Raw genomic sequence first — 26,360 nt, 5'->3', positions numbered from 1 at the left:
TTTCGAGAGGTTCTTTGGCCTGTGAAAATGTTCTCTCCACTGCGGGGCGGGGAGCGGGAATCATGGAGGCGTGAGGATTTCCGTGGCTCTTGATCCTGACGTCGTTGTACTGCTCGAGGAGGCGGCGCGAAGGCAGCGGCGGTCGAAGCGGCAGGTTGTCAATGATGCGCTGCGCCAAGCATTATCGTCCGACGACGGCTCGTTGCTTGTACAGCCTGGCATCGCCCAGGTAGAGCCCGATCCCACGCCAGCTGTCGAAACACGAGATCGCCGACACTCGGCGGACCTCTCCGATGAGGAGGCCCTGAGAGTCGCCTTGGCCCGCATATTCGGCCTCGAACTCCCAACGCCCCGACTGTATGTCGTCAAATCCGAACCGACGTAGCCGCCTCTCGACGAGTCATGACGCGTGGTGTCAGCAGTTTGGTTGGAAGGGGTAGCAGGGGTGTTGGGTGGGTAGGGCGGGTGAGGGGTTGGATTGGCTGGAGGAGGTTGTGGGGTGTGGTGTGGAGGGGGCGGTGGAGTGGGGGGAGATGAGGATGATCAGTAGTAGGGTGCCGCAGCCGAATACGAGGGGGAGGGCTAGGAAGGCCAGGATCAGGTAGGCGGGGCGGAAGAGGCGGCGCGGACGGGGGTGGGGGCGGGGCGGGGATGGGTTCAACGGTGGGACGCCGTGGTGAGTTGGTTGAGCTCGGTGGGGGTGAGGGTGAGGGTGGCGGAGGCCAGGAGGGGGGTGAGTTGGTCGACGGTGCGGGCGCTGGCTATGGGGGCGGCGATGGCGGGTTGGGCGCGGAGCCAGGACAGGGCGACGGTGGCTACGGGGACGTTGTGGGTGGTGGCGATTTCGTCGAGGGCGGTCAGGACACGGAGGCCGCGGTCGTCGAGGTAGGCGCGGGCGGCGTCGGCGCGCGGACTCGCGTTTGCGGTGTCGGTGTCGCCGGGGCGGTATTTGCCGGTGAGGAAACCCCTCGCGAGGCCGTAATAGGGGAGCACCGCCAGCTTTTCGCGCACGCACAGGTCCGCGAGTTCGCCCTCGTAGACGGTGCGATCCATCAGGTTGTACTGCGGCTGCACGACCCGGTAGCGGGCCACGCCCTCGCGGTCGGCGATGGCGAGAGCCTCGGCCAGGCGCGGGGCGGTGTACTGGGACGCGCCCAGATACCGCACCTTGCCCGCGCGGACGAGCTCGTCGAACGCGCCCAGGGTCTCGGCGAGCGGGACCTCTGTGTCGTCGTGGTGCGCGTAGTAGAGGTCGATGTAGTCGGTGCGCAGTCGGCGCAGCGAATCATCCACGGCCGCACGTATATTGGCGGCACTCAGGCCGGGCCGCGCAGGGGACTTGGCCACCTTGGTCGCGATGTACATGGTGTCCCGGTTGCCGCGCGCAGCCATCCACTCGCCCAGAATCGTTTCCGATTCGCCGCCGGAATTGCCCGGCACCCACGCACTGTAGGCGTCGGCGGTATCGACGAGATTCCCGCCCGCCGCCGCGAACGCATCGAGCACGGCGAAGGACTGCTCCCGATCCGCGGTCCAGCCGAAGACGTTCCCGCCCAAGCACAGCGGGTAGATATCGAGGTCGGTCGTTCCCAAAAGTGCCATGCCGCCAACCTAGCGCCGCCACGGCCGCCGGTCACCATCGCCGTCGACACCACCCAGCGCCTGCCCGTCGGTTACCGCGGTGGTCCGCCTCGAGATCGTCTCCGGGACAACACAACGAGCAATGTGGTTACGCCGCCGACCGCAGCCACGATGACGAGGAAGATCACCAGCCAGGTCAGGTAGCGAACCACCTTCAGTGTCTTATCCGACGTTGGCGGCACTTCCGGGTCATGGGTCTGAGCGAGAACGGTGTTGTAGGTGTCGTGCACCAACATGAGGATCGGACTCATATTTCCCCCGAATCCCTGGTCCGAGCGACTCCGCTTGCCAGCGGATGACCGCTATCAAGGGTACGCCGACGAGGCGGTGCGATTCGAGGTCAGGGGCCGATGACACATCAAATGAAACCCATTTAGTAATACCTGTTCACAAACGGCAGTGTGGTGTGGTTCACTCGACGGCGAACGTGTTCCAAAGGAGGTTCCGTGTCTGTAGAAAGCACTGCCGCGCCGTCCATCCCTAATCGGATCGATTTCACCGATCCCGATCTGCTCGCCACCCGCCTGCCCGTCGAAGAGTTCGCCGAACTCCGTCGTACCAGCCCCGTCGCCTGGATTCCGCAGGCGGGCAGCGGGTTCAAGGATGACGGCTACTGGGCCGTCACCAAGATGGAAGACATCAAGGAGATCTCCAAGACCCCCGAGGTGTACTCCTCCGAGGAAAACACCGCGGTCATCCGCTTCTACGACGACATCATGCGCGAGGAGATCGAGGTCCAGCGCTTCCTGCTGCTGAACCAGGACCCGCCGCGCCACACCAAGCTGCGCCGCATCGTCTCCAAGGGCTTCACCCCGCGCGCGGTCGAGAGCCTGCGCAACGCGCTGCGTGAGCGCGCCGAGCGAATCGTGCACGAGGCCAAGAAGACCGGCTCCGGCGACTTCGTCACCCAGGTGGCCTGCGAGCTGCCGCTGCAGGCCATCGCCGAGCTCATCGGCATTCCGCAGGAGGATCGCGGCAAGATCTTCGAGTGGACCAACCAGATGATCTCCTACGACGATCCGGACTTCAACGGAGATCACAAGGTCGCCACCGCCGAGGTCATGGGCTACTCCTGGAACCTCGCCGAGGAGAAGCGCAAGTGCCCCGTCGACCTGGACGGCCACGGGGACATCATGTCCACGCTGCTCAATGCCGACGTCGACGGCGAGGCGCTGGCCTCGGACGAATTCGCCTGGTTCGTGATCCTGTTGGCGGTCGCGGGCAACGAGACCACTCGCAACGCGATCACCCACGGCATGAAGGCCTTCGTCGACCACCCCGAGCAGTGGGAGCTCTACCGCGAACAGCGGCCGCGCACCGCGCCCGACGAGATCGTGCGCTGGGCCACCCCCGTCATCGCCTTCCAGCGCACCGTGCTGCAGGACACCGTGCTCGGCGGACAGGAGCTGAAGAAGGGCCAGCGCGTCGGAATGTTCTACTCCGCCGCCAACTTCGACGAGACCGTCTTCGAGAACCCCTTCGAGTTCAATGTTCTCCGGAACCCGAATCCCCATGTAGGCTTCGGCGGCACCGGCACCCACTTCTGTGTGGGCGCCAACCTGGCCCGACTGGAGATCGACCTCATGTTCAACGCCATCGCCGACGTGATGCCGAACCTGAGCCAGGTCTCCGACCCCGTTCGCCTGCGCTCCGGCTGGCTCAACGGCATCAAGAGCTGGCAGGTCAAGTACGAGTGAGGTCCACACCGGCATGACTGAACCTCGCCGACGCGGCCGCGTGCCCGCGGTCAGCGACGCCGACATTCGCCGCGTCGCGCGGTCATTGCTGGTCGACCAGGGGCCCGACGCGATCACGCTGCGGGCCATCGCGCGGGAGCTGGGCATCACCGCTCCCGCGCTGTACCGGTACTACGAATCCCGCGACGACCTCGTCGCGGCGGTTCGCACCGACGTCTGCGGCGACCTCGCCAAGGATTTGGAGGCCGCCATCGCCGACCTCCCAGACGACGCGGGCACCCGCTTCTTCGCCATCTGCCGCGGCTTCCGCCGCTGGGCGCTGACGCACTCCCGGGAATTCACCCTCGTCTTCGCGTCGCCGGTCACGGCCGGAATCACCAGCGCCATGCAGCAATTCGGTGAACCGGTCGGGCGCATCTTCCTGGGTGCGGCGGGCCGCCTGCTCACCGAATACGAGGTCATCACCCCGCCCACGGAACTCATTCCGCCGGAACTGCGCGACGACCTGATCACCTTCCAAACCGAACTCCTTCGCGTCCTGGCCGATTCGGGCCAGAAGTTCCCCGCTGAAAAACTGGACCTCGGCGTCAGCTACGTCATGATCCAGTTCTGGGCCCGCCTCTACGGCCACGTCACCCTCGAGGTCTTCAACAACTACCCGATCCAGATCTCCCACCCGGACGTCCTCTTCGACTCCACCCTCGCCGATATCGGCCGCAGCATCGGCCTCGTCGCCCAGTAGCCGTCGTTCGGGGCGGTGTCGCGGATTCCGTTGGAACCGGGGCAAGATCGGAAGGGCAACGGCGCTCGGCCCGTTGAGATCCGAGGACACTCTCGAAGGAGATCGTGATGACGGAAGCGTTCGTGCTCGGTGGTGTCCGGACCCCATTCGCCAAATACGGTGGCTCGCTGTCGCACATTCGGGCCGACGACCTGCTGGGGATGACCATGAAGGGCGCGTGCGAGCGCGTCGGGGTGGGGCTCGATCAGATCGAGGACATCGTGGCGGGCTGCGTGAATCCGGCCCATGAGGGGATGGGTGACGTCGCGCGGTGGGCGGCGTTGGCGGCGGGATTCCCGGATACGGTGGCCGGGGCGACGATCAACCGGTTCTGCGGGTCGTCGCTGAGCGCCACCGTGAATATCGCGCACGCGATCAAGGCGGGGGACCTGGGCGTCGGGATCGCCTGCGGCGTCGAGTCGATGTCGCGGTCGGGCTGGGCGTACATGAAGGGCGACTCCCCGTTCGGGCCGCGCGGCCCGGTCATCCTGCTCGACACCATGTGGGCCGGTGCGGGCGGCCCGGCCAATCCGACGCTGCTGGCGCGCAATGCCTACATCGGCATGATCGAAACGGCACAGAACGTGGCCGACCGGTACGGGCTGACCCGCGAGGAGATCGACGCGTTCGCGCTCCGGACGCAACGAAACGCCAAGGCGGCCAGGGATTCCGGGCGACTGGCCAAGGAGATCATGCCGGTCGAGATTCCCGGCACGAGGAAGACCCCCGCCCGCCTGTTCGAGCACGACGAGTTCATCCGCGACGACACCACCGCCGAAGCGCTGGCGGCATTGCCGCCGCAGCCGGGGACGACACAGATGACCGCCGGGAACTCGACGCCCCTGACCGATGGGGCCAGCGCGCTGGTGCTGGCCTCGGGTGAGCGGGCCGCCGAACTCGGCGTCGAACCGCTGGCCCGGGTGGTGTCGTCCGCGGTGTACGGCATCGATCCGCTCTACATGGGTCTGGCTCCTGCGTGGGCGCTGCCGCTGGCCATCAAGCGCGCGGGTCTGACACCCGAGCAGATCGACGTGTGGGAGGTACACGAGGCATTCAGCGCCCAGGCCCTGGGCGTACTGCGTGAATTGCCCAACCAGCTGGGCGGTTTCACCATCCCGGACGAGAAGCTGACCCCCAACGGCGGGGCGGTCGCGATCGGTCATCCGTTCGGTGCCACGGGTGCCCGCTACGTCCTGACCCTGGCCACCGAACTGCGGGAACGCAATGCGCGCTACGGCGCGATCGGCGTCTGCATCGGATCCGGCCAGGGCGTGGCCATCGTCCTCGAAAACCCTTCCGCCGCCTGAGGATTCCCCTCCTCAGATGACGTTGGTGGCGACCAGGATTCCGAGGAGGACCAGCACGGCGGCCGTGATCAGGTTGGCGCCCTTGTCGATCCACGCGCCGCGCAGCTGGTAACCGGCGACCACGCCGAGCAGGGTCAAGCCGACGATCGTGCCGAGCGTGACCAGCGAAAACGCCACAAGGGTGCCGACCGCCGCCGTCACGCCCACCGCGCTCGCGGCAAGGAAGACCGGCAGGATGGTCAAATCGGGTGAGGCTGCCGCACCGAACGGAATCACGAAGGCCAACAACCGCGTAACCCGATTCTGCCCGTGCTCGTGCGCACTGACCGGGATCGTGGCCACCGCGTGGTGGTCGGTGCCGTGGGCGTGGTCACGGTCGTGATCGTCATGGTCACGGTCGTGATCGTCGTGGTGATGGCCGTGATCGTCGTGGTCGTGCCCATGCCCATGCCCACCATGCTCGTCATGGCTGTGCGTATGCCCGCGTCCGAGCAGCTCCAGCACCGCGAACACCAACCCGGTCGCGATCAAAAGCCCACCCACGATCAAGCTTTCGTGTCGTTCGACCGTGGCCCGGAACTGCAATCCGACGCCGATCACAATCGCGCCCAGCACCAGCGAGAGCGCCACATGCGCCATCCCCGCCAGCGCCGAGAGCCGCAGCACCCTCCGCAGTGGATACCGCTGGGTACGGGCGATCACCGCGAGCGGAACCCAATGGTCGGGCAGCACAGCATGCCCGAAGCCGACACCGGCTCCGGCGGCGAGCAGGGCGGGAGCGGTCAAACTCATCGCGACCTCCGAAGCGAGCAGCAGGGACGCAGCCCACGATAACAGAAGACATGAAGACGTCTTCATATATTGTGTTCGAGGTAGCATGCCGGAGTATGGGACATGGAGTCGAGGGCCGCGACCGGCCAGCAGCTCGCCTGGACGCCGAATCCGCTGCTCACGTAGCCAACACACTCCAGGCCCTGGCCACCCCCAGCCGCCTTCTTATCCTCACCGAACTTCGCCAGGGCCCGTTGCCGGTCACCGAATTGGCCCAAGCAGTAGGCATGGAACAGTCAGCCGTCTCCCACCAACTGCGCCTCCTGCGAAACCTCGGCCTGGTAACCGGCACCCGAACCGGCCGCAGCATCATCTACTCCCTCTACGACACCCACGTAGCCCAACTCCTGGACGAGGCCATCTACCACATAGACCACCTCCGCCTAGGACTCCCCGACCACCCCCAATCCGCCTCCTAACCCACCAGCATGCAAATCAGCAGGCCTCTTCTTGACGTTTACCCGCCAATTTGCATGCTCGTCGGCAGCTAGCTCACGACTGCCGGTCGAAATCGGGCTGATCGTCAGGTGATTCGCGGGTACTCGGGGTTTATGACGAGTACGCCGGAACCACCAGCCACTACTCCGCCGGGGGATCGCCCGGTTCCAGGGCCTGTGCAACCGCCGCCGGTTGCGCAACCGGGCACGCCGCCCATTGTCGGTCCGCCGCCCGCCGGACCACCGGTGGATACCGGGCCTCGCCGCGGATCGATCAAATCCACGCGGACCGGTCGGGTGTGGCTGGCGCTCGCGTCGGGGGCGCTGGTGCTGGTCGTCGTGTTGATCTTCATCCTGCAGAACACGCAGCGGGTCGTGATCTCTTTTCTCGGTTGGGATTTCGAGTGGCCCCTCGGAGTGGCGCTGTTGTTCGCGGTGATCGCGGGGATCCTGTTGATGGCCCTGGTCGGCGGAGCCCGCATCTGGCAGCTGCGCCGCGCCGCCGCGGGCTCTTAGCGAATCAGGCTCGGGCGTCGGCCAACTCGGGCTTGCGGAAGTGGTGGGGCTCTTCGTGGAGGACGGGGTCGGAGAGGCCTATGCGGCGTTGGATGCGTTTCATCCAGCGGGGGGCCCACCAGACTCGGTCGCCCAGGAGTTTCATGGTGGCGGGGACCAGGAGCATGCGGAGGACGGTGGCGTCGATGATGAGGGCGGCGATCATGCCGTAGGCGATGTACTGCATGAGGACCAGGTCGGAGAAGGCGAAGGCGCCCGTCACGACCAGGAGGATGAGGGCGGCGGCGGTGATGATGCGGCCGGTTTGGGCGGTGCCGGAGCGGATGGCCTGCTCGGTGGTGGCACCGGCGGCGCGGGCTTCGACCATGCGGGACAAGAGGAATACCTCGTAGTCGGTGGAGAGGCCGTAGATGATGGCGATGATCAGGAACAGGATGTTCGCTTGAATCGGTTGGGGGGTGAAGTTGAGCAGGGTCGCGCCGTGGCCCTCGGTGAAGATCCAGGTGAGGATGCCGAGGGTGGAGCCCAGGCCGAGGACGCTCATGAAGGCGGCCTTCAACGGCAGCACCAGTGAGCCGAAGGTCAGGAACATCAGGATCGTGGTGACGCCGAGCACCAGCAGGATCATCAGCGGCAAACGGTTCAGCAGTGCCGCGATGGTGTCGTGCTGGACGGTCGGCACACCACCGACCAGCAGCGTCACATCCTCGGGAACCGGCAGCGCCCGGATGTAGTCGATCGTCTTGTCGTACTTGGTCGAATCGACCAGATAGGCCTGGGTGCGAAAGACATTCGGCTCGATCTGCGAGCGGGTCGGAATCTCGAACCCGGCGGGCAGCAGTCCGGGGGCGTGGCTCGCCTGGGCGACCAGCGGACCGACCTCGGTGGTGTCCTCGGTCTCGATGATCAACTCGATCGGATCGGACTTGCGATACGGGAAGTAGGTGTCGATCTGCTGCTGCGCCACGCGAACCGTATTGTCCGGCGGCAGATACTTCTCACTGAACCCGCCGAAGGCGACATTGCGCACCGGCACGATCAGCAGAAGCAAGCCGAGAATCAAGACGGCGGTGATCTTCCGCGGATGCCGCATCACCCACCCGGTGCAACGCCCCCAAAAGCCTTGCTCGACAGCCTGAGCCGAAGCCACGCGCCGGAATCGCCTGATACCCAGCGCATTCACCTTCGGCCCCAGAATCGCCAGCATCGTGGGCAGAATCGTGACGGCGGTCAGCGCGGCGAGGGTGACCGTCGCGATCGCGCCGTAGGCAATCGATTTGAGGAACCCCTGCGGGAAGATCAGCATGCCACCGAGACTCGCCACGATCATGGTGGCGGAGAACAGGATCGTGCGCCCCGCCGTCATGACGGACCGGCGCACCGCGGTCGGCGTGTCGTACCCGGCCGCCACCTCTTCCCGGAACCGACTCACGATGAACAGCGAATAATCGATCGCCAACCCCAGCCCGATCATCGAAACCACCGGCGCCACAAAGTTGCTCACCTCGGTGAAGTTCGTGATCCACCGAACGATGCCGTTCGCGCCCAAGACCGTGAGCACACCCATCAACAACGGCAGCGCCGCCGCGACCACCCCGCCGAAAATGAAGAACAGCAGCACCGCGACCGCCGGAATCGCCAGCAACTCCATGCGATGGGTATCGGCCGAAATGGTGTCGGTCAACGCGGTCGCGACCGGCTGCAAGCCACCGACCTGCACCTGCACGCCCGGAACCGCCAGCGCGTCGGTCAAAGTCGTGTACGGAACCGTGATGTCCTTGAGCGCGATCGTCGCCAACGTCCGCGTCTTGTCCTTCGAGATCAAGCCCCCGGCCGACCCCTTGCTGGCGTTCACGCCGGGGAAGTACGAGGCATTCACCCCCTCGACCACCGTCGGCAGCCGCTGCGTGAGCCCGTTGAGACTGTCGATGACCGGCTGACTCACCTCGGGGTCATCGAACGTCGTGCCCTCCGGAGCCTTGTACAGCACAACGACATCCACATCGTGCCCCGCCGCGAACGCTCCCGCGGCCACCCTGTCGGCCTGCGCCGAATCCGAATTCGGATCATCCAGACCACCCGAGCTGAGCCGTCCCTCGAAGCCCCAGGCATACCCGCCGAGGCCGAGCATGGCGGCCGCCACGATTGCGAGCACCACAAATCGGTGCTGTGCTACGAGTTTTCCCCATAGCGCGAAGACATCGCGGTTACCCGTGCGTCGCGTGGTCATACTGCACGGTAACAGCCAAGATCACCGTAAGTGAAAAACGTTGTTTTACAATGCGATTCGGCTATTACTCCTCAACTGGAGGCGAAGCGCGGACGCCGAATACCGCCTATCCGCTTGACGATTCGAGGCCGCCGGAGATCGCGAGCCATCCACTCGCCGAGGGTGACACCGGCCGCCAAAGCCAGTCCCACACCGAACGCGCCGGACAGCTGATTGAAGCCGATCAGCATCTCGTCATTGAGCAGGGCGTAGAGCCCGCGGTACACGCGCAGACCCGGCAGCAGGGGAGTAATGCCCGCGACCGCGACCACGAGCGGCGGGGTCAACGCGCGCCGTGCGAGCAGACCACCGGCGAGACCCACGACCGTCGCCGCGCCACCCGACGCCACGACCGGCCCGAACCCGAAATGCTGGATCAAGAGGTAGACGATGGTCGCCGCCGCACCGCTGAAGGCCGCCGCCGCCAATGCCCGACGTTCGGCATAACAGGCCAGCGCGAACGCCGCCGAGGTGACCGCACCGGCCAGCAACTTGAGTGGCAGATTGGTCAGGTCGCGAGCCGACACCATGTCGACGGTCGGTACCGACGCGTCGAGCACCTCCGCCACCCGCAGCGTCAACGCGATACCCGCGATGATGCCGCCGGTCATCATGACCACCTCGAGCAGCCGCGCCGACGCGGTGATCGGCGCACCCGTGATCGCGTCCTCGACCGCGCCGACCAGTTGTAAACCGGCCAGCAACACCGCAATTCCCGCCGCGATGATGAGCGAGGGATCCAGGTGCAGACTGCCCGCGTAGGTCGAGATCAACACCGCGGGCGTCGCCGCGATAATGCCACCCGCGACATGCTGGAAGAAGAAGGGCAGCCCGCGCCGATTCAAGACCCGATTGGTCCGGTCGATGGCCGTGGTGGTCGCGAAGCTCAGCAGCGCGATGGCCCACCCGCCATTGAGCAGCAGCGCCACCCCCGCGGCCATGAGCGCCCAGCCGAAGGTCGCGACCCACCGCGGGTACGGGTGCGGCGCGCCGGTGATCTCGTCGAGCGCCGCGAGCGCCTCCTGCGGAGGGACCAACTCGCGACGGATCCGCCGGGTCAGTCGATCGACCGCCGCCAGCCGCGTGAAGTCGAGCGAACGATAATGCACCACGCGCATGGTGCTGGCCGGAGGCAGCCGCGGCCCACGATCGGCGGAGATACGAATCGAGTTGTAGGTGACGTCGATATCGCACTTCGACAGTCCATACGTGGCGGCAATGAATTCGATCTGCGTGGTGGTGTCGGTGACAGCCGTGCCCGAGGCCAACACCACCTCGCCCACCCGCTCGGCCAGATCCAGCACTTCGGTCACCGTCGCGTCATCGGTGAGATCGATGGGCTGCACCGGCGCGGGCATCTCGACCACCGTGTCCGCCGTGGCCCGCCGCCCGGCGGTCAGCCGCAGCACCGCTCCGGTCAGCAGCCGCTGCCAGTGGGCGCGCAGTCCCGCGGGCGCTCCCGCTTGCTCGTCGGTAGCCAACTCGTTGGTCACAGGACCGAAACTACACGGGTGCGAAAGATCACCGGGGTGAGCCGGGCCCGGGCAGTAGTGTTTTCGAGTATGGCGACGAGCGGCGTTTCGATTGCGGAAGAGCTACGCGCGGCACTCGACGGTCCCTGGCGTGAGGTGCGCGAACAAGCTCGCAGGATCCTCGACGATGATCGGCTGTACGGGGACCCGGCCCTCGACATCAAGGCGGCCCGGGCCCGCGTGTTGGAACAAATGAGACTCGTGGCCTCTTTCGGCTGGGTCGAACGCGGATTCCATCACGCCGACGGCACCCCCGGAGACCCGGGCGCGGTCGTCACCGCCCTGGAGATGCTCGCCTACACCGATCTGTCGCTGTGGGTGAAAAGCGGTGTGCAGTGGGGACTTTTCGGCGGCGCGGTGGAAAACCTCGGCACCGAACGGCATCGGAAATACATCGACGATCTGATCTCGCTGAACCTGCTCGGCTGCTTCGCCATGACCGAGACCGGCCACGGCAGCGACGTGGCGAACCTGGAGACCACCGCCACCTACGACCCGGCCACCCGAGAGTTCGTGGTGCACAGCCCGACTCCGTCCGCCCGCAAGGACTACATCGGCGGCGCGGCCGAACACGCCCGCATGGCAGCGGTTTTCGCGCAACTGATCACCGGTGGGGAGAGCCACGGAGTGCACTGCTTCCTGGTGCCGATTCGCGACGAGGGCGGCTCCGACCTGCCCGGCGTCACCACCTCCGACTGCGGGCTCAAGGGCGGCCTGCCCGGCGTCGACAATGGCCGAATCATGTTCGACCAGGTGCGAATTCCGCGCGAGAACCTCCTCAACCGCTACGCCGATGTCGCCCCGGACGGCACCTACAGCTCCGAGATCGCCAACCCGAGTCGGCGCTTCTTCACCACCCTCGGCACCCTGGTGCGCGGCCGGGTGAGCGTCGGTGGCGCGGCGGCCGCGGCGGCGCGCGTCGCCCTGAGCATCGCGGTCCGCTACGCCGAACAGCGCCGCCAATTCTCCGACCCGGACACCGGCGAGGAATCCCTGCTGCTGGACTACCGCAGTCACCAGCGCCGCCTGCTGCCGCTCGTGGCCCGTTCCTACGCACTGGCTTTCGCGCAGAACGACCTCGTGCACCGCATGCACCTGGTGCAGACCGGCCAGGACACCGACCCGCTGGCCCAGCGTGCGCTGGAAAATCGCGCGGCCGGTCTCAAGGTGGCCCAGACCCGCCACGCCACCGCGGCCATCCAGGAGTGCCGCGAAGCCTGCGGCGGCGCGGGCTATCTCACCGAGAACCGCCTGGTCACCCTCAAGGCCGACACGGACGTGTTCACCACCTTCGAGGGCGACAACGTGGTCCTCACCCAGCTGGTAGCCAAGGACTTGCTCACCGCCTATGCGGAGGAGGTCCGCGACCTCGACGCCCTCGGCTGGGTGCGTTTCGCCGCCACCACCGCCCGCGATGTGGTGCGCGAGCGTTCCGGTGTGCGCCAGATGATTCAGCGCCTGCGCGACCGCGGCGACGAAACCGTCGACGAGGGCGACCTGTCCCGCCGCTCGGTGCAACTGCAACTCTTCGCCGACCGCGAGGACTACCTGACCCGCACCGCCGCCCACCGACTGCGCGCCCGCGCCAAGGAAACCGGCCCCTTCGAGGCCTTCAACAATGCCCAGGACCACATCCTCGCCGCGGGCACCGCCCACATCGAGCGCATGGTCCTGGAAGCCTTCATCGACGGCATCGCCGAGATCGAGGACGAGGACGCCCGCGCCCTCGCCAACACCGTCTGCGACCTGTACGTCTACTGGACCCTCGAACAAAACCAGGCCTGGTACATCATGCACCGCTTCATGTCGGTCGAACGCGCCAAGGCCGTCCGCCGCGGCGTGAACGAACTGGTCGACCGCCTCCGCCCCCAGGCGCTGACCTTGATCGAGGGCCTCGGCGTCCCCGAGAACATGCTCCGCGCCGCCATGCTCGACTGATCCATCCCGCGCGTCACCATGCCCCCGACCGACTCGATCCCTCGCCCACGATGAACCTTCTTGCCCGTCAGCATCGTTGAGAGGGTGTTCGCACCACCTCTCAGTCATGCCGTCGGACCCAGGAAGTGATCGACATCGACCCGCGCAATCGGGGGGATCGCAATGCTGTGAGGGGAATCGTTGCCTCGGGGTGCGGTCGTCCGCGCGACGGCGAGGATCAGCGATGATCGACAGGTTGATCGGACCGGCGATGCGGACGCCGAAGCTGGTGCTCGTCCTGGTCGGGATCGGGTTCGTGGTGTGTGGGGCGCTCGGATCACAGGCGGCGGGGCGGCTGTCCAATGGCGGGTTCGTGGCGACCGACTCCGAATCGGCCAGGGCCGCGGACATTCTGGGCCGCGACTACGGGATCTCTGGTGCGCAGCTGGTGTTCACCGTCGAATCGCCCGGTGGCGCGGCCGGTCCCGCGGCGACCACACGGGGTAGGCAGATCGCGCAGCGGCTCGCGGGGGACCCGCGGGTTTCCGGGGTGATGTCGCCGTGGACCGCGCCGATACCGAACAACAAGGCACTGGTCAGCAGCGACGGCCGGATCGGGCTGATCGTCGCCACGGTGCGCGGCGATGAGAACTCGGTACCGGCTGTCGCCCATGAGCTGGCGGCCGAATTCACCGGCAGCAGTGCCGATATCGCTGCCCGCGGCGGTGATGCCGTTGTCGGCCAAGGCGATGCGGCCGTCGGCCCGGGCAGCGACTTCACCAACCGGCAAGGCGAGGCCACCGGGCCTGCGGGCGAGGTCACCGTCCGGGCGGGTGGGCAGGCCATGGTGTGGCGGGAGACCGGGCAGCAGACACAGCGTGACCTGGCCGTGGCGGAGGCCATCGCGCTGCCGCTGACCTTTCTGCTGCTGGTGTGGTTCCTCAGAAGCCCGGTCGCAGCGCTCATTCCGTTCCTCACCGGGGTTGTCGCCATCGCCGGCGCCAGCGCCGTGCTGTACCTGATGACGTTCGCTGTTCAACTGTCGGTGTTCGCGTTGAACATCACCACCGCCATCGGCCTCGCCCTGGCCATCGACTACTCGCTGCTGATCATCGGACGCTATCGCGAGGAGATCGCGCGGGGTCGGGACCGCACCGAGGCGTTGACCGTGGCCATGCGGCGCGGCGGCCGGGCCGTGTCGTTCTCGGGCACCACCGTCGGCATCGCGCTGATCGGAATGTTGTTCTTCCCCATGGCCTTCCTGCGCTCGCTGGCCTCGGCCGGGCTGGCCGTGGTGGCCCTGTCCATCGGACTGGCCCTGACCATGGTGCCCGCGCTGCTCGTCCTGCTCGGCGACCGCATCAACCGGAAACCATTGCGGGAGGCGGCACCTGTCGAGCGGGGTCTGCTGTACCGGGTGGCGCGCGGCGTCCAGCGGCGACCGGCCTTGTGCGCCTTCCCGGTTCTGGCGCTGCTCCTGCTGTTGGGTTCGCCCATAGTCGGATTGCGGCTGGGTCTGCCCGACGATCGGGTGCTGCCGGGCACGCTGGAATCCCGCCAAGTGGGGGATCTCCTGCGAAATCGCTTCGACGACAACGCGACCGGCGCCGTGCAGATCCTCGTGCGCGGGCAGGGCATCGACGTGAGCGCCTACGCCGCCGCGCTGTCGCGGGTGCCCGAGGTCGAGTCCGTGATCGGCCCGACCGGCACTTTCGCCTACGAAACGCCGGTCGGCCCCGGTGATCCCACCGCAGTCGGCCCCGACACCGTGCACCTGACCGTCACCACCCGCCTGGACCCCTATTCCGGTGCGGCCCAACGGCAATTGGACGCCCTGCACGCCGTCGGCGCACCCGCGCCGGTGCTGTTCGGCGGGCTCGCCCAACAGACCGCGGACGCCGGAGCGGGCATCGCCCAAGGTATTCCGAAGGCGATCACCTGGATCGCGATCGTCACCTTCGTGCTGCTCCTACTGCTCACCGGCAGCGTCGTCCTGCCGCTGAAAGCGCTGGTCCTCAATACACTTTCGCTCTCGGCCACCTTCGGTGCGTTGGTGTGGATCTTCCAATGGGGTCACCTCGGCGGCCTGGGCACCCTCACCACCGGATACACCATCGGCACCCTGCCCGTCCTCTTGTTCTGCGTCGCCTTCGGCCTCTCGATGGACTACGAGGTCTTCCTGCTGGCCCGCTTCACCGAGGAATGGGACAACTCGGCCAAGACCCGCGCCGACAACGACAATGCCGTCGCCCTCGGCATCGCCCGCTCCGGCCGCATCGTGACTGCCGCGGCCCTGCTCATGGCCGTCGTCTTCGCGGGTATCGCCGCCAGCGGTGTCACCATGAACCGCATGCTCGGTGTGGGCCTGGCCCTAGCGGTCCTCATGGACGCCACCCTCGTCCGCATGGTCCTGGTCCCCGCCTTCATGCGCGTCATGGGCACCGCCAACTGGTGGGCCCCCACCCGCACGCGCCCACTCCTGGAACGCGCGGCCCTGCGAGAGTGACACGGTCGTCGTCGCTATCGTGCAGGCGTGACCAGATCGACCGCCCCCGCCCCGGCGACGCCCGACACTTGGCCCCGTCGCGCCGCCCTGCCTGGCTTGATCCTTGCGGGGCTGCTCGTGACAGTGCTTGTGCCACTGTCGTTTCCCACGGGCGGCGGATCGACGAGCGTGGATCGGACCCTCGAAGGCGATATCCACTCAGCGCTGGACACCCACCGTTGGGCCTACTCGGTGCTGGTCTTCCCCAGCAACAACTACGTGGTCCTGCCGCTGCTTCTCGCCTTCGCCGCCTGGTTCGCCTACCGCCGCCAGTGGTGGCAGGCCGGATTCGCGGTGGTCGCACCCGAATTGGTCGTGGCCGTGAATACCTTTGCCCTCAAACCGCTCTGGGATCGCCAACTCGATCACTACCTGGCCTACCCCAGCGGCCACACGGTCCATTTGGTCGCCGTCGTCACCGCGTTCGCGTTGGTGAGCGAATCCACCCGCGTCCGCACCACGACCGTCCTCGTCATGATCGTGGTCCTCCCGGCCGTCATGATCGGCATGGTCGGCTTCGGATACCACCATCCGACGGACGTACTGGGCGGTACGGCAGCCGCTGTCTCACTCGTGACAGCGCTCTATCTCCCGTTCCGCTATTTCACGGCAACGCCAGCGGCAGTACAGGTTTCGCGCTGAGCTCAGAGCGTCGACCAGGTCAGCGCGAGGAAGAACCACACCGCCCACAGGAACGCGACAATGAACCCGAGCGTGAGCATGATCCGCATGAACCCGCGCCCCACCTCGACCCGATCGCTGCGTCGCGGGTAGAGCTTGCGCGGGCTGAACCACGGCTCCGGAATGCGCAATCCGCGCCCGGCCGAAGCCTGCTCCCGCTCGAGCCGCGCCTGCTCCTCCGCATACGCCTCGGCCTGCGCCTGCTGCGGCCCGCCGTGCCACAGCGACACGTCGATCGGCCCCAGGAAACCCTCGTTGATCAGGTCCTGCGGCGCGGGCAGATACGGCAGAATGCCCAGCCCGCGGAACGCCCACGCCACATCATTGGCCGACCACTGCGGCCGTCCCCGCGAAAGCAGACTGGTGAAGTGATCGCGCAGCGCCCGCTCATCGCCCAGCATCACGTGGAAGCTCGGATCGCTCCACAGCTGCTTGACCCGCAGATTCGAGCCCGGCGGCACCACCAACACGATGCCGTGAATCACCCGCTGCCCGAGCCCGCGCTCGGCCAGCCAGTTCTGCAGCGCGAAGGTGTGATCACGGGACTTGTCCAGCGGGGTGCGCTTGTCCCCGCCCTCGAAGGAGATGATCCGGTCGCCGACCCGCCAGGGCCCGTTGACCGGGACCTCGAGTTCACCGTCGAGCTTCTCCGAGAGCGCCTCGGCCTCGATCACCACGCAGCTGGTCGGCGTCCACACCACCGCGTCGAACGGATGCAGCTGATTGTTGTGGAACAGACTGCAATTCACGGTGGCGACGCCCTTGGGATCGGTCGCGCCCTTCCAGGTGCGCAGCCAATCGATGAGCACCTTCTCGGCGTGGGTACCGGCGGCGTTCTGCACTCGGACGAGCATCGGCTCTCACCTTCCTCGTCGAATCGATACCGGGAATGGTACGGGCACAACGCCCCAAACTACCGCCGGGCACGCCGCCGCGCTCGATTGGCGGCCCACCCAGGCACGATTGGCTGCGCGTCCGGACGCCATCGGGTGTGCGTCCGGACGCCATTGGCTGTGCGTCCGGACGCCATTGGCGGTGTGCCGCGACTCGATCGGCCCTGCGCGCCGACTCGATTCGCACTGCGCCCCGGGTCAGTTCGCGGGAACCGGGGTGTCGGTCGGGAAGATCGGCAGCCGCAACGCGCCCGGCGCGAAGTCCGGCACGACCGCGTGCTTGGGCGCGACCGGATTGATGCGACGGTACGGCGCGCCCAGCTCCGGACGCGGATCGGCCTCGTTTCGGTTGGGCCAGAACGCCATTGCGCGCTCGGCCTGCGCCGTAATGGTCAGCGACGGGTTCACGCCCAGGTTGGCCGTCACCGCCGAACCGTCGGCGATGTGCAGGCCCGGGTACCCGAACACGCGCTGATACGGGTCCACCACACCGCTTTCCGGGCCCTCGCCGATGACGCAGCCGCCGATGTAGTGCGCGGTGGCGGGGATATTGAACACGTCCATGGCCAGCATCTGCACGTCACCGTCGACCTTCTGCCCGAACCGCCTGCCGACCTCGTGCGCCAGCGGGATCCACGTCGGATTCGGCTTGCCCGTGCCCTGTTTCGTCTTCAGCTGCCCCCACCGCCGGAACGAGGTCAGCGAGTTGTCCAGCGACTGCATGACCAGCAGGATCACCGACTTCTCCGACGCCCGATGCGCATTGAGGCTGCGCGCGAACACCACCGGGTGCAGCAGGATGGCCAGCAGGAACCGCAGGAACCGGAACGCGCCGCCGTCCACCAGCGGCACCGACAGCGGGAACAGGCCGTTCTGACCCTTGCCGTAGTGGCAGACCTCGATGTGAGTGTCGGGCTCGGGATGAATCGAGGAGGTGATGGCGATGCCCTCGGCGAAATCGTCGCGCGTCTTGCTCACCACATTGAGGATCGCCTCGGAGTTCGAGCGGGTCAGCTCACCCAGCCGCGGCGACAGATTCGGCAGCACGCCCTCATCGCGCATCTTGTGCAGCAGCTTCTGGGTGCCCAGCGCGGCGGCCGCGAATACCACCTGCTCGGCGGTGAACACCTTGCGGCCCTTGCGAATCCAGCGATCCGAGCGCGCCGTCTCGATGGCGTACCCGCCGCCGGTCATGGGCCGCACCTTGGTGGCCGTGGTCAGCTCGAACACGTGCGCACCGGCCTGTTCGGCCAGGTAGAGGTAGTTCTTGGGGGTGGTGTTCTTGGCATTGTGCGGGCAGCCGGTGAAGCAGCGCGCGCAGTGAATACAGCCGCTGCGCCGCGGCCCCGCGCCACCGAAGTACGGATCGTCCACCTCGACGCCGGGCTCGGCCTCGTTGAAGAACACGCCCACATTGGTGGCGTGGAAGGTGTCGGCGACCCCCAGATCCTCTGCCACGGAACGGATCACGTCATCGGCGGGCGTCATGCGCGGATTCGGCGCGACGCCCAGCATGCGCTGCGCCTGGTCGTAGTAGGGCGCGAGCTCCGAACGCCAGTCGGTGATGTGCGCCCACTGCTTGTCGGTGTAGAAGGCGGGCAGCGGCTCGTAGAGCGTGTTCCCGTAGATCAACGACCCGCCGCCCACCCCGGCGGCCGAGAACACCGCGCACTTGCCCAGCACGCTGATCCGCTGCGTCCCGGTCAGCCCGAGGCGCGGGGCCCAGATCGACTTGCGCACATTCCAGTTCGTCTTGGGAATGTCCTCGGCGTTCCAGCGCCGTCCGGACTCGAGCACGGCCACCCGGTAGCCCTTCTCGGTCAGGCGCAGCGCACTCACGCTGCCCCCGAACCCGGAACCGATAACAACGACGTCATAGTCGAAGTCGGGCATGGTCATTCCTCTCGCTGCTCAACCACGGTATGAGAAGGATTGCACACAAATCTCTCATTTGGGGGTTCGGGGGCGAAGCCCCTGAGAGCCCCCGAGAGTTGGGGTTGCGCCATATCGGTTCGCTCCGAGCTGGGCGAGGCGGCGTGCCCGGATGGAGATGCCGGAGTGATTGCGGTAAGACCGGGTTGTGACAACTGAGCGGAACGCCGAACCGGTCTACAGCGACCGGATCTTCACCGTGCCCAATGTGCTCAGCGTGATACGGCTGATCGGCGTCCCGGTCTTCCTATGGCTGCTGCTGGTGGAGAAGGCCGACGGCTGGGCCTTCACGCTGCTGGTCCTCAGCGGCGTCACCGACTGGCTCGACGGCAAACTCGCCCGGCTGCTGGACCAGTCGTCGCGCCTCGGCCAGCTGCTGGACCCGCTGGTGGATCGCCTCTATCTGCTGGCGACCCTGGGCGGCTTCCTGATTCGCGGCATCCTGCCCTGGTGGGTGGTGGTGATCCTGGTCGGTCGCGACGCGATCCTGACCGTCACCCTCGGCATCTACAAGCGCCGCGATCTGCCCCCGCCCGATGTCATCTACCTGGGCAAGGCCGCCACCTTCGCCCTCATGTCCGCTTTGCCCTGGTTGTTGGCGGGGCAGATGGACTGGGCCGCCGCGGGTTTCGGTCGCGCCTTCGGTGGGGCATTCTTGATCTGGGGCACGGCGGTCTACGTCTGGACCGGAATCCTCTACCTCGGCAAGGCAGTCGCCGTGGCCCGAGCGATACCGCCCGTGCCGCACCATGATCACTCCCGATAGGGTGTGCGGCGGACGGATCGACGACGATCCCGAGAGGAACGCCCGTTGAAAGGACACTGCCTGTGACCGCAGTACCCGAGGATTTGCGCTACTCCGAGGAACACGAGTGGGTGAGCAAAGTGGGTCCGACCCGGGTGCGGGTGGGCATCACCGATTACGCGCAGTCGCAGCTGGGTGACGTCGTGTTCGTGCAGCTGCCCGCGATCGACTCCGAGGCGCCCGCCGGGGAGAGCATCGCCGAGATCGAATCCACCAAGAGCGTGTCCGACATCTACGCCCCGCTCGCCGGGAAAGTCGTTGCGGTGAACGATCTTCTGGACGCCGAGCCGGAGACGGTCAACTCCGACGCCTACGGCGACGGCTGGCTCTTCGAGCTCGAGGCCGACTCCGCCGAAGCGCTCGACGCGGCGCTCGGAAAGCTCCTGGATGCCGCAGGTTATCAAGGAGTTATCGGAGGCTGAAGGAGCCTTCACAGTTCTACCTGCACGGGTACGCCCTGGCAGGGTACGGTCAATGCCAACAGAAGTGCGCGCAGCCGGTGCCCGGTATATCCGGACCTGCCCGAGGCGGGAAGCGGCCGGAGTGCCGCATCGCTGAGGGCACCAATTGCTTGCATGGATTATTCGGTTCGAGGAGGAGAGCAAGGGTGAGCGAGAACAAGGACCCGGGTTACCAGGAAACGGCAGCAGAGACCACTTCGGTGTTCCGCGCCGACTTCCTGAACGAGGTCGACACGTCGCGCCCCGAGCAGACAGGCGAGCAGCCGGTACAGGGAGTGGAGGGTCTGCCCGCGGGCGCGGCCCTGCTGGTGGTCAAGCGTGGTCCGAACGCCGGTTCGCGCTTCCTGCTCGACCAGCCGACCACCTCGGCGGGCCGCCACCCCGACAGCGACATCTTCCTTGACGATGTCACCGTCAGCCGTCGCCACGCGGAATTCCGCCAGGACGACGACACCTTCCAGGTGGTCGATGTGGGCAGCCTCAACGGCACCTACGTCAATCGGGAGCCGGTGGATTCCTCGGAGCTGCAGAACGGCGACGAGGTCCAGATCGGCAAGTTCCGCCTCGTCTTCCTGACGGGCCCCAAGCCCGCCACGAGCGATTCGGCTCTATAGGGCCGAGCGGAATGACTGGCGCAGCGCAGTGGACGCGCGGAGGCATGTCGATCGGCTCCGTGCTGGATCTCCTGCGTCCGGATTTTCCGGACATCACCATCTCCAAGATCCGATTCCTGGAATCGGAGGGTCTGATCAGCCCGGAGCGCACGCCCTCGGGGTATCGCCGCTTTCACGTGGCCGACGTCGAGCGCCTGCGCTTCGTGCTGACCGCGCAGCGGGATCAGTACCTGCCGTTGAAGGTGATCAAGGAACAGCTCGAAGCGATCGACAGCGGGGCGGCGACGCTCGGGGTCCGGGAGGCCCGGGCCCGGGCGAACGCCGTGGGAGGGGTCGGGGCCATGCCCGATTCGACATCAGCGTCCGATTCGAGGGACGCCATGTCCGCCAACGGGGGCGGCCGCCTGCGGCGGCTGAACGCGGTGCCCGGTGAGGTGTCGCCCGAGGAGCTTCGGTTCGATCACGAAATCCGGATCACCCGGGCGGATCTGCTCGATCAGGCCGGTATCGACGAGAAGTTCCTGACGGAATTGATTCGCGCCAATCTCATTACGCCCGGTGCGGCAGGCTATTTCGACGGCGACGCCGTCACCCTGGCCCGCACCGCCAAGGCCCTGAGCGAATTCGGTTTGGAGGCAAGGCATCTGCGCGCCTTCAAGCTGGCCGCCGATCGCGAGGCCGCCATGGTCGCCCAGATCGCGGCACCGATCGCCAAGAGTCGCGACGCGGACGCGCGCGCTCGTGCCGAGGAGACGGTGCGCGAGTTGGCGGCGTTGTCGCTGACCCTGCACACCTGCCTGGTGAAGACCTCTGTGCGCGCTTCCCTCGGCGGCTGAAATCTTCGCCTAGACTCGGTATTACAGCCGGGGGCTGGCGGCCGGTGTGGATTGGGAGGCAGTGCGATGAGCGAAATGCGTGTGATCGGCATCCGTGTCGAGCAGCCACAGAATCAGCCCGTGCTGTTGCTCCGGGAAGTCTCCGGTGATCGCTACCTACCCATCTGGATCGGGCAGGCCGAGGCCACCGCGATCGTGCTGGAGCAGGAGGGTGTGACCCCGATCCGCCCGTTGACCCACGATCTGATCAAGATCCTGATCAAGGAGCTCGGCCACACCCTCAAGGAAGTGCGGATCGTGGATCTGCAGGAGGGCACCTTCTACGCCGACCTGGTCTTCGAGAACGATCTGCGCATCTCGGCGCGGCCCTCGGATTCGGTGGCCATCGCGCTGCGCGTGGGCTGCCCGATCTATGCCGAGGAGCCGGTGCTCGAAGAGGCCGGGCTGGTCATGCCGGACGAGCGCGAGGACGAGGTCGAGAAGTTCAAGGAGTTTCTCGAATCGGTATCTCCCGACGACTTCAAGGCCACGGACAGCTGACCAGTTCCTGACCTGGCGATGATCCCGGGTTGATCTCCGAACGAGACAAAACCGTGTCTCTACCTCAGGTTTAGGTTTAAAAACACGCGCCCGGTGATCCTTGGATGGACCCGATTCTCCCGCAACAATCAGGGGAGTAGCCTCGATTGATAGGCCAACGCTCCAGAGTCGATTGACAGAGCCCAGCCCTTGATAGGCAAGCAGTAAGGGAGTAGTCAGTGGGAGATCAACCGCAACCTCAGGATGTGGTGCAGCCAGGGCTGTTCCCCGATGACACGGTGCCGGACGAACTCGTCGGCTACCGCGTGCCCAGCGCTTGCCAGGTGGCCGGAATCACCTACCGCCAGCTCGACTACTGGGCCCGCACCGGACTGGTCGTCCCGTCCATCCGCAGTGCCACCGGATCCGGCAGTCAGCGCCTGTACTCGTTCAAGGACATCCTGGTCCTCAAGATCGTCAAGCGGCTGCTCGACGCGGGCATCTCGCTGCAGAACATTCGCATCGCCGTCGATCATCTGCGCAGCCGCGGGGTCGAAGACCTCGCCGGAATCACCCTGTTCTCCGACGGCACCACCGTCTACGAGTGCTCCTCCGCCGAGGAAGTGGTCGATTTACTGCAGGGTGGACAGGGCGTGTTCGGTATCGCGGTCAGCGGTGCCATGCGCGAATTGACCGGCGCCATAGCCAACTTCCCGGCCGAGCGCGCCGAGGACGGCAGCACCTCCGAGCGTCCGGAGGATGAGCTGTCGTTCCGTCGCAAGGCCCGGATGAGCAAGACCGGTTAGTCATCTTCTTCACAACGAGCGCGCCGCCATGCGGCGCGCTCGTTGGTGTTTCCGGTGGTTATCGGTGAAAGGGGGTTCGGGGGAAGCCCCTGAGAGTCCCGAGAGTTGGGCGGCAACATTGTTGTAACCTGCGTCCCCTTAGACTGGCGAGTGCGTCGCAGCCGTGCGGGAGAGTTCCGGGGGTAGCCTCGGACGCCGAAGGAGCAGCACCTCCCCGTCAATCTCTCAGGCACAAGGGACCGTGCGGAGTTTCGGCGCCTCTGGAAAGTGGTGGCCGCGCGTCACCCGCCCATGGTGAAAGGGCAACGGCCGCAAGGTCGGGGCCCGAATCTCTCAGGCATCGAGGACAGAGGGGGAGGGCAGACGTAGCGTCGGTCCCCGGGCCGACCCCCGCCCACCCCATGGAGCAGCCGTGATCTGGACTCGATCCTTCGCCGACCGCCACATCGGCCCCGACAGCGGTGAGACCGGCCGCATCCTCGAGGCCGTGGGCGTCGAGTCGCTGGACGAACTCGCCACCAAGGCCGTACCCGCCAGCATTCTGGACGCGCCCGAGGGCAATGGGCTGAATGCGCTGCCCGCAGCGGTCTCCGAGCACGAGGCGCTCGCCGAGCTTGCGGCGCTTGCCAATTCGAATACCGTCGCCACCTCCATGATCGGGCTGGGGTACTACGACACGCTCACCCCGCCGGTGCTGCTGCGGAATCTGATCGAGAACCCGGCCTGGTACACCGCGTACACGCCGTACCAGCCGGAAATCAGCCAGGGTCGGCTGGAGGCGCTGCTGAACTTCCAGACCATGGTCGCGGATCTGACCGCGATGGAGGTCGCCAACGCGTCCATGCTGGACGAGGCGACCGCCGCGGCCGAGGCCATGACGCTGTTGCAGCGGGCCAACCGCAAGAGCAAGTCTTCGCGGCTGCTCATCGACTCCGATCTGTTCCCGCAGACCCGGACGCTGCTGTACACGCGCGCCGAGCCGCTGGGGATCGAGATCGTCGAGGCGAATCTGGCCGATGAGGCGCTGCCCGAGGGTGAGTTCTTCGGTGTGATCGTGCAGCAGCCGGGTGCGTCGGGTCGGATCGTGGACTGGGCTCCGGTCATCGAGGCCGCGCACGCGCGGGGCGCGCTGGTGGCGGTCGGCGCGGATCTGCTTGCGCTGACGCTGATTACGCCGCCCGGTGAGCAGGGTGCGGACGCCTGCTTCGGCACCACGCAGCGTTTCGGTGTGCCGCTGGGCTTCGGCGGACCGCACGCCGGATACCTCGCCGTGCACTCCGCGCATGCGCGGCAGCTGCCGGGCCGACTGGTCGGTGTGTCCGTGGACGCGGACGGCAATCTGGCCTACCGGCTCGCGCTGCAGACCCGTGAGCAGCACATTCGCCGGGAGAAGGCGACGTCGAACATTTGCACCGCGCAGGTGCTGCTGGCCATTTTGGCCGCCATGTACGCCTCCTATCATGGCGCGGACGGGCTGCGGTCGCTGGCGCGGCGGGTGCACGGGCACGCGCAGTGGCTGGCCGCCGGGCTCGGTGACGCGGTCGTGCACCAGACCTTCTTCGACACCGTGCTGGTGAATGTGCCCGGTGGTGCGGAAGGCATTGTGGCCAAGGCGAAGGGGAGCGGCATCAACCTGCGGCTCGTCGACGCCGACCATGTGGCCATCGCGTGCGATGAGGTCACGACCGACGCCCATGTGGTCGCCGTGCTGGACTGCTTCGGCGCGGAGATCCCGGTTGGACCGGAGGGCGCGTTGTTCCACGGCAAGCAGCGCCCGCACATCGAGGTTCGCACCTCGGAATTCCTGACCGCCCCGGCATTCACCAAGTACCGCACCGAGACCGCCATGCTGCGCTACCTGCGTGCGCTCTCGGACAAGGATATTGCCTTGGACCGCAGCATGATTCCGCTCGGCTCCTGCACCATGAAGCTGAACGCGGCCGCGGAGATGGAGTCCATCACCTGGCCCGGCTTCAACCGGGTGCACCCGTACGCGCCGGTCGAGGACGCTCCCGGTCTGCTGAAGCTGATCGAGGATCTGGAGGGCTGGCTGTGCGCGGTCACCGGCTACGACCGGGTTTCCTTGCAGCCCAATGCCGGTAGCCAGGGCGAGTACGCGGGTCTGCTGGCCATTCGCCGCTACCATCTGGATCGCGGTGACGCGCACCGGGATACCTGTCTGATCCCCTCCAGCGCGCACGGCACCAATGCCGCCTCGGCCGCGATGGTGGGCATGCGGGTGGAGGTCGTGAAGACTCGCCCCAATGGGGATATCGATCTCGACGACCTGCGCGCCAAGATCGCCGACCACGCCGAGCGCCTGGCCTGCATCATGATCACCTACCCGTCCACGCACGGCGTGTACGAGCACGAGGTGGCCGAGCTGTGCGGACTCGTGCACGAGGCGGGCGGCCAGGTGTACGTCGACGGCGCGAACCTGAACGCCCTTGTGGGACTTGCCCGTCCGGGCAAGTTCGGCGGCGACGTCAGCCACCTGAACCTGCACAAGACCTTCTGTATCCCGCACGGCGGCGGCGGTCCGGGCGTCGGCCCCGTCGCGGTCCGCGAGCACCTGGCCAAGTACCTGCCCGGCGACCCCCTCGAAAAGGGTTCGCACGCGGTGTCGGCCGCCAAGTACGGCTCCGCCTCCATCCTCCCCATCACCTGGGCCTACATCCGCATGATGGGCGCCGACGGCCTGCGCCGCGCCACCCTCACCGCCATCGCCTCCGCGAATTACATTGCCCGCAAACTGAACCCGCACTTCCCGGTCCTCTACACCGGCGACAACGGCATGGTCGCCCACGAGTGCATCCTCGACCTCCGCGAAATCACCAAACAAACCGGCGTCACCGTCGACGACGTCGCAAAGCGCCTCGCCGACTACGGCTTCCACGCCCCCACCATGAGCTTCCCCGTCGCAGGCACCCTCATGGTCGAACCCACCGAAAGCGAAAACCTCGAAGAACTCGACGCTTTCATCGAAGCCATGATCGCCATCAAGGGGGAGATCGACCAGGTCGCCGCAGGCGTCTGGCCCGTCGACGACAACCCCCTGCGCGGCGCTCCCCACACCGCCGAATGCCTTGTCGGCGAATGGGATCACCCGTACAGCCGCGAAAAGGCCGTCTACCCCATGGGTGTGAAGCACGCTCGTGCCAAGGTCTGGCCCTCGGTCCGCCGAATCGACGGCGCCTACGGCGACCGCAACCTCGTCTGCTCCTGCCCACCCCTCGACGCGTACACCGACTGATCCTGCTCCAAGCATCGGAAAACCCAAGCGCCCCATCGGTTCCAGGAACCGATGGGGCGCTTGGCGTAGCAGTCATCAGTGCGATGG

The 26,360-nt window shown here is 66.7% G+C and carries 22 protein-coding genes and 1 riboswitch; of the genes, 16 read left to right on the top strand and 6 right to left on the bottom strand.

The features are described from left to right. Positions 1–70 precede the first annotated feature (70 nt). Positions 71–385 (top strand): CopG family transcriptional regulator, encoded by a 315-nt coding sequence (locus VMT40_RS28835; protein WP_326362076.1) that lies wholly within the window; start codon positions 71–73, stop codon positions 383–385. Positions 386–657: 272 nt separating this feature from the next. On the opposite strand, the gene VMT40_RS28830 is transcribed toward VMT40_RS28835, so the two are convergent. Beyond that, the gene (locus VMT40_RS28830; RefSeq protein ID WP_326362074.1) at positions 658–1,602 is read right to left on the bottom strand and encodes an aldo/keto reductase; all 945 of its coding nucleotides are present in this window, start codon (positions 1,600–1,602) and stop codon (positions 658–660) included. A 485-nt stretch (positions 1,603–2,087) separates the two neighbouring features. Here VMT40_RS28830 and VMT40_RS28825 point away from each other — a divergent pair, with 485 nt between their 5' ends. From VMT40_RS28825 to VMT40_RS28815, 3 genes are all read left to right on the top strand, one after another. Beyond that, positions 2,088–3,338: a cytochrome P450 gene (locus VMT40_RS28825; protein WP_326362073.1), complete on the top strand. Its 1,251-nt coding sequence runs from the start codon at positions 2,088–2,090 to the stop codon at positions 3,336–3,338. A 13-nt stretch (positions 3,339–3,351) separates the two neighbouring features. Then, a complete protein-coding gene (locus VMT40_RS28820) occupies positions 3,352–4,080 on the top strand; it encodes a TetR/AcrR family transcriptional regulator (RefSeq protein ID WP_326362071.1) in 729 nt (242 codons plus the stop codon). A gap of 107 nt (positions 4,081–4,187) precedes the next feature. Further along, positions 4,188–5,426, top strand: coding sequence for a thiolase family protein (locus VMT40_RS28815; protein WP_326362070.1), 1,239 nt, complete (start codon positions 4,188–4,190; stop codon positions 5,424–5,426). Between the two features lie 12 nt (positions 5,427–5,438). On the opposite strand, the gene VMT40_RS28810 is transcribed toward VMT40_RS28815, so the two are convergent. After that, a complete protein-coding gene (locus VMT40_RS28810) occupies positions 5,439–6,218 on the bottom strand; it encodes a hypothetical protein (protein WP_326362069.1) in 780 nt (259 codons plus the stop codon). Between the two features lie 95 nt (positions 6,219–6,313). On the opposite strand from VMT40_RS28810, the gene VMT40_RS28805 reads away from it, so the two are divergent. Both VMT40_RS28805 and VMT40_RS28800 read left to right on the top strand, forming a co-directional pair. Next, positions 6,314–6,676: an ArsR/SmtB family transcription factor gene (locus VMT40_RS28805; RefSeq protein ID WP_326362067.1), complete on the top strand. Its 363-nt coding sequence runs from the start codon at positions 6,314–6,316 to the stop codon at positions 6,674–6,676. A gap of 264 nt (positions 6,677–6,940) precedes the next feature. After that, entirely contained in the window at positions 6,941–7,210 is a 270-nt protein-coding gene (locus VMT40_RS28800; RefSeq protein WP_326310393.1) for a LapA family protein, read from the top strand. Between the two features lie 4 nt (positions 7,211–7,214). Here the strand turns inward: VMT40_RS28800 and VMT40_RS28795 are convergent, their stop codons facing one another. Both VMT40_RS28795 and VMT40_RS28790 read right to left on the bottom strand, forming a co-directional pair. Then, positions 7,215–9,365 (bottom strand): MMPL family transporter, encoded by a 2,151-nt coding sequence (locus tag VMT40_RS28795; RefSeq protein ID WP_326362065.1) that lies wholly within the window; start codon positions 9,363–9,365, stop codon positions 7,215–7,217. 146 nt (positions 9,366–9,511) lie between these two features. Continuing rightward, the gene (locus VMT40_RS28790) at positions 9,512–10,924 is read right to left on the bottom strand and encodes a threonine/serine ThrE exporter family protein (protein ID WP_326362776.1); all 1,413 of its coding nucleotides are present in this window, start codon (positions 10,922–10,924) and stop codon (positions 9,512–9,514) included. Between the two features lie 117 nt (positions 10,925–11,041). Between VMT40_RS28790 and VMT40_RS28785 the strand changes: the two genes are divergently transcribed. From VMT40_RS28785 to VMT40_RS28775, 3 genes are all read left to right on the top strand, one after another. After that, on the top strand, positions 11,042–12,949 hold the full coding sequence (locus tag VMT40_RS28785) for an acyl-CoA dehydrogenase family protein (RefSeq protein WP_326362063.1): 1,908 nt from the start codon (positions 11,042–11,044) through the stop codon (positions 12,947–12,949). Positions 12,950–13,172: 223 nt separating this feature from the next. Next, positions 13,173–15,434 (top strand): MMPL family transporter, encoded by a 2,262-nt coding sequence (locus VMT40_RS28780; RefSeq protein ID WP_326362062.1) that lies wholly within the window; start codon positions 13,173–13,175, stop codon positions 15,432–15,434. 27 nt (positions 15,435–15,461) lie between these two features. Further along, on the top strand, positions 15,462–16,115 hold the full coding sequence (locus tag VMT40_RS28775; RefSeq protein ID WP_326362061.1) for a phosphatase PAP2 family protein: 654 nt from the start codon (positions 15,462–15,464) through the stop codon (positions 16,113–16,115). Positions 16,116–16,117: 2 nt separating this feature from the next. Here VMT40_RS28775 and VMT40_RS28770 read toward each other — a convergent pair whose 3' ends face one another. Then, positions 16,118–17,008, bottom strand: a complete 891-nt coding sequence (locus VMT40_RS28770) for a nuclease-related domain-containing protein (RefSeq protein ID WP_326362059.1) — start codon at positions 17,006–17,008, stop codon at positions 16,118–16,120. Positions 17,009–17,245: 237 nt separating this feature from the next. Continuing rightward, a complete protein-coding gene (locus tag VMT40_RS28765) occupies positions 17,246–18,940 on the bottom strand; it encodes a GMC family oxidoreductase (protein WP_326362057.1) in 1,695 nt (564 codons plus the stop codon). A gap of 187 nt (positions 18,941–19,127) precedes the next feature. On the opposite strand from VMT40_RS28765, the gene VMT40_RS28760 reads away from it, so the two are divergent. The 7 genes from VMT40_RS28760 (at position 19,128) to gcvP (ending at position 26,273) form a co-directional block, all read left to right on the top strand. Further along, positions 19,128–19,745 carry a CDP-alcohol phosphatidyltransferase family protein gene (locus VMT40_RS28760; protein ID WP_326362056.1) on the top strand — a complete coding sequence of 206 codons (618 nt, stop codon included), beginning with the start codon at positions 19,128–19,130 and terminating at the stop codon, positions 19,743–19,745. Positions 19,746–19,807: 62 nt separating this feature from the next. Further along, positions 19,808–20,206: a glycine cleavage system protein GcvH gene (gene gcvH / locus VMT40_RS28755; protein WP_326310401.1), complete on the top strand. Its 399-nt coding sequence runs from the start codon at positions 19,808–19,810 to the stop codon at positions 20,204–20,206. Positions 20,207–20,391: 185 nt separating this feature from the next. Further along, a complete protein-coding gene (garA, locus tag VMT40_RS28750; protein ID WP_326362054.1) occupies positions 20,392–20,859 on the top strand; it encodes a glycogen accumulation regulator GarA in 468 nt (155 codons plus the stop codon). A gap of 44 nt (positions 20,860–20,903) precedes the next feature. Next, positions 20,904–21,695 carry a transcriptional regulator FtsR gene (gene ftsR / locus VMT40_RS28745; RefSeq protein ID WP_326362053.1) on the top strand — a complete coding sequence of 264 codons (792 nt, stop codon included), beginning with the start codon at positions 20,904–20,906 and terminating at the stop codon, positions 21,693–21,695. A gap of 66 nt (positions 21,696–21,761) precedes the next feature. Beyond that, positions 21,762–22,235: a bifunctional nuclease family protein gene (locus VMT40_RS28740; protein ID WP_040807814.1), complete on the top strand. Its 474-nt coding sequence runs from the start codon at positions 21,762–21,764 to the stop codon at positions 22,233–22,235. A gap of 218 nt (positions 22,236–22,453) precedes the next feature. Next, positions 22,454–23,020, top strand: coding sequence for a MerR family transcriptional regulator (locus VMT40_RS28735; RefSeq protein WP_326310404.1), 567 nt, complete (start codon positions 22,454–22,456; stop codon positions 23,018–23,020). 156 nt (positions 23,021–23,176) lie between these two features. Beyond that, positions 23,177–23,272, top strand: a riboswitch (glycine riboswitch). Positions 23,273–23,432: 160 nt separating this feature from the next. After that, positions 23,433–26,273 (top strand): aminomethyl-transferring glycine dehydrogenase, encoded by a 2,841-nt coding sequence (gene gcvP, locus VMT40_RS28730; RefSeq protein WP_326362051.1) that lies wholly within the window; start codon positions 23,433–23,435, stop codon positions 26,271–26,273. The last annotated feature ends 87 nt before the right edge of the window (positions 26,274–26,360 follow it).

Source organism: Nocardia sp. CDC160 (genome assembly GCF_035818795.1).
GTDB lineage: Bacteria > Actinomycetota > Actinomycetes > Mycobacteriales > Mycobacteriaceae > Nocardia.
Note: the sequence above shows the minus strand (reverse complement) of the source record. Positions and strands in the feature narration are given on the sequence as shown.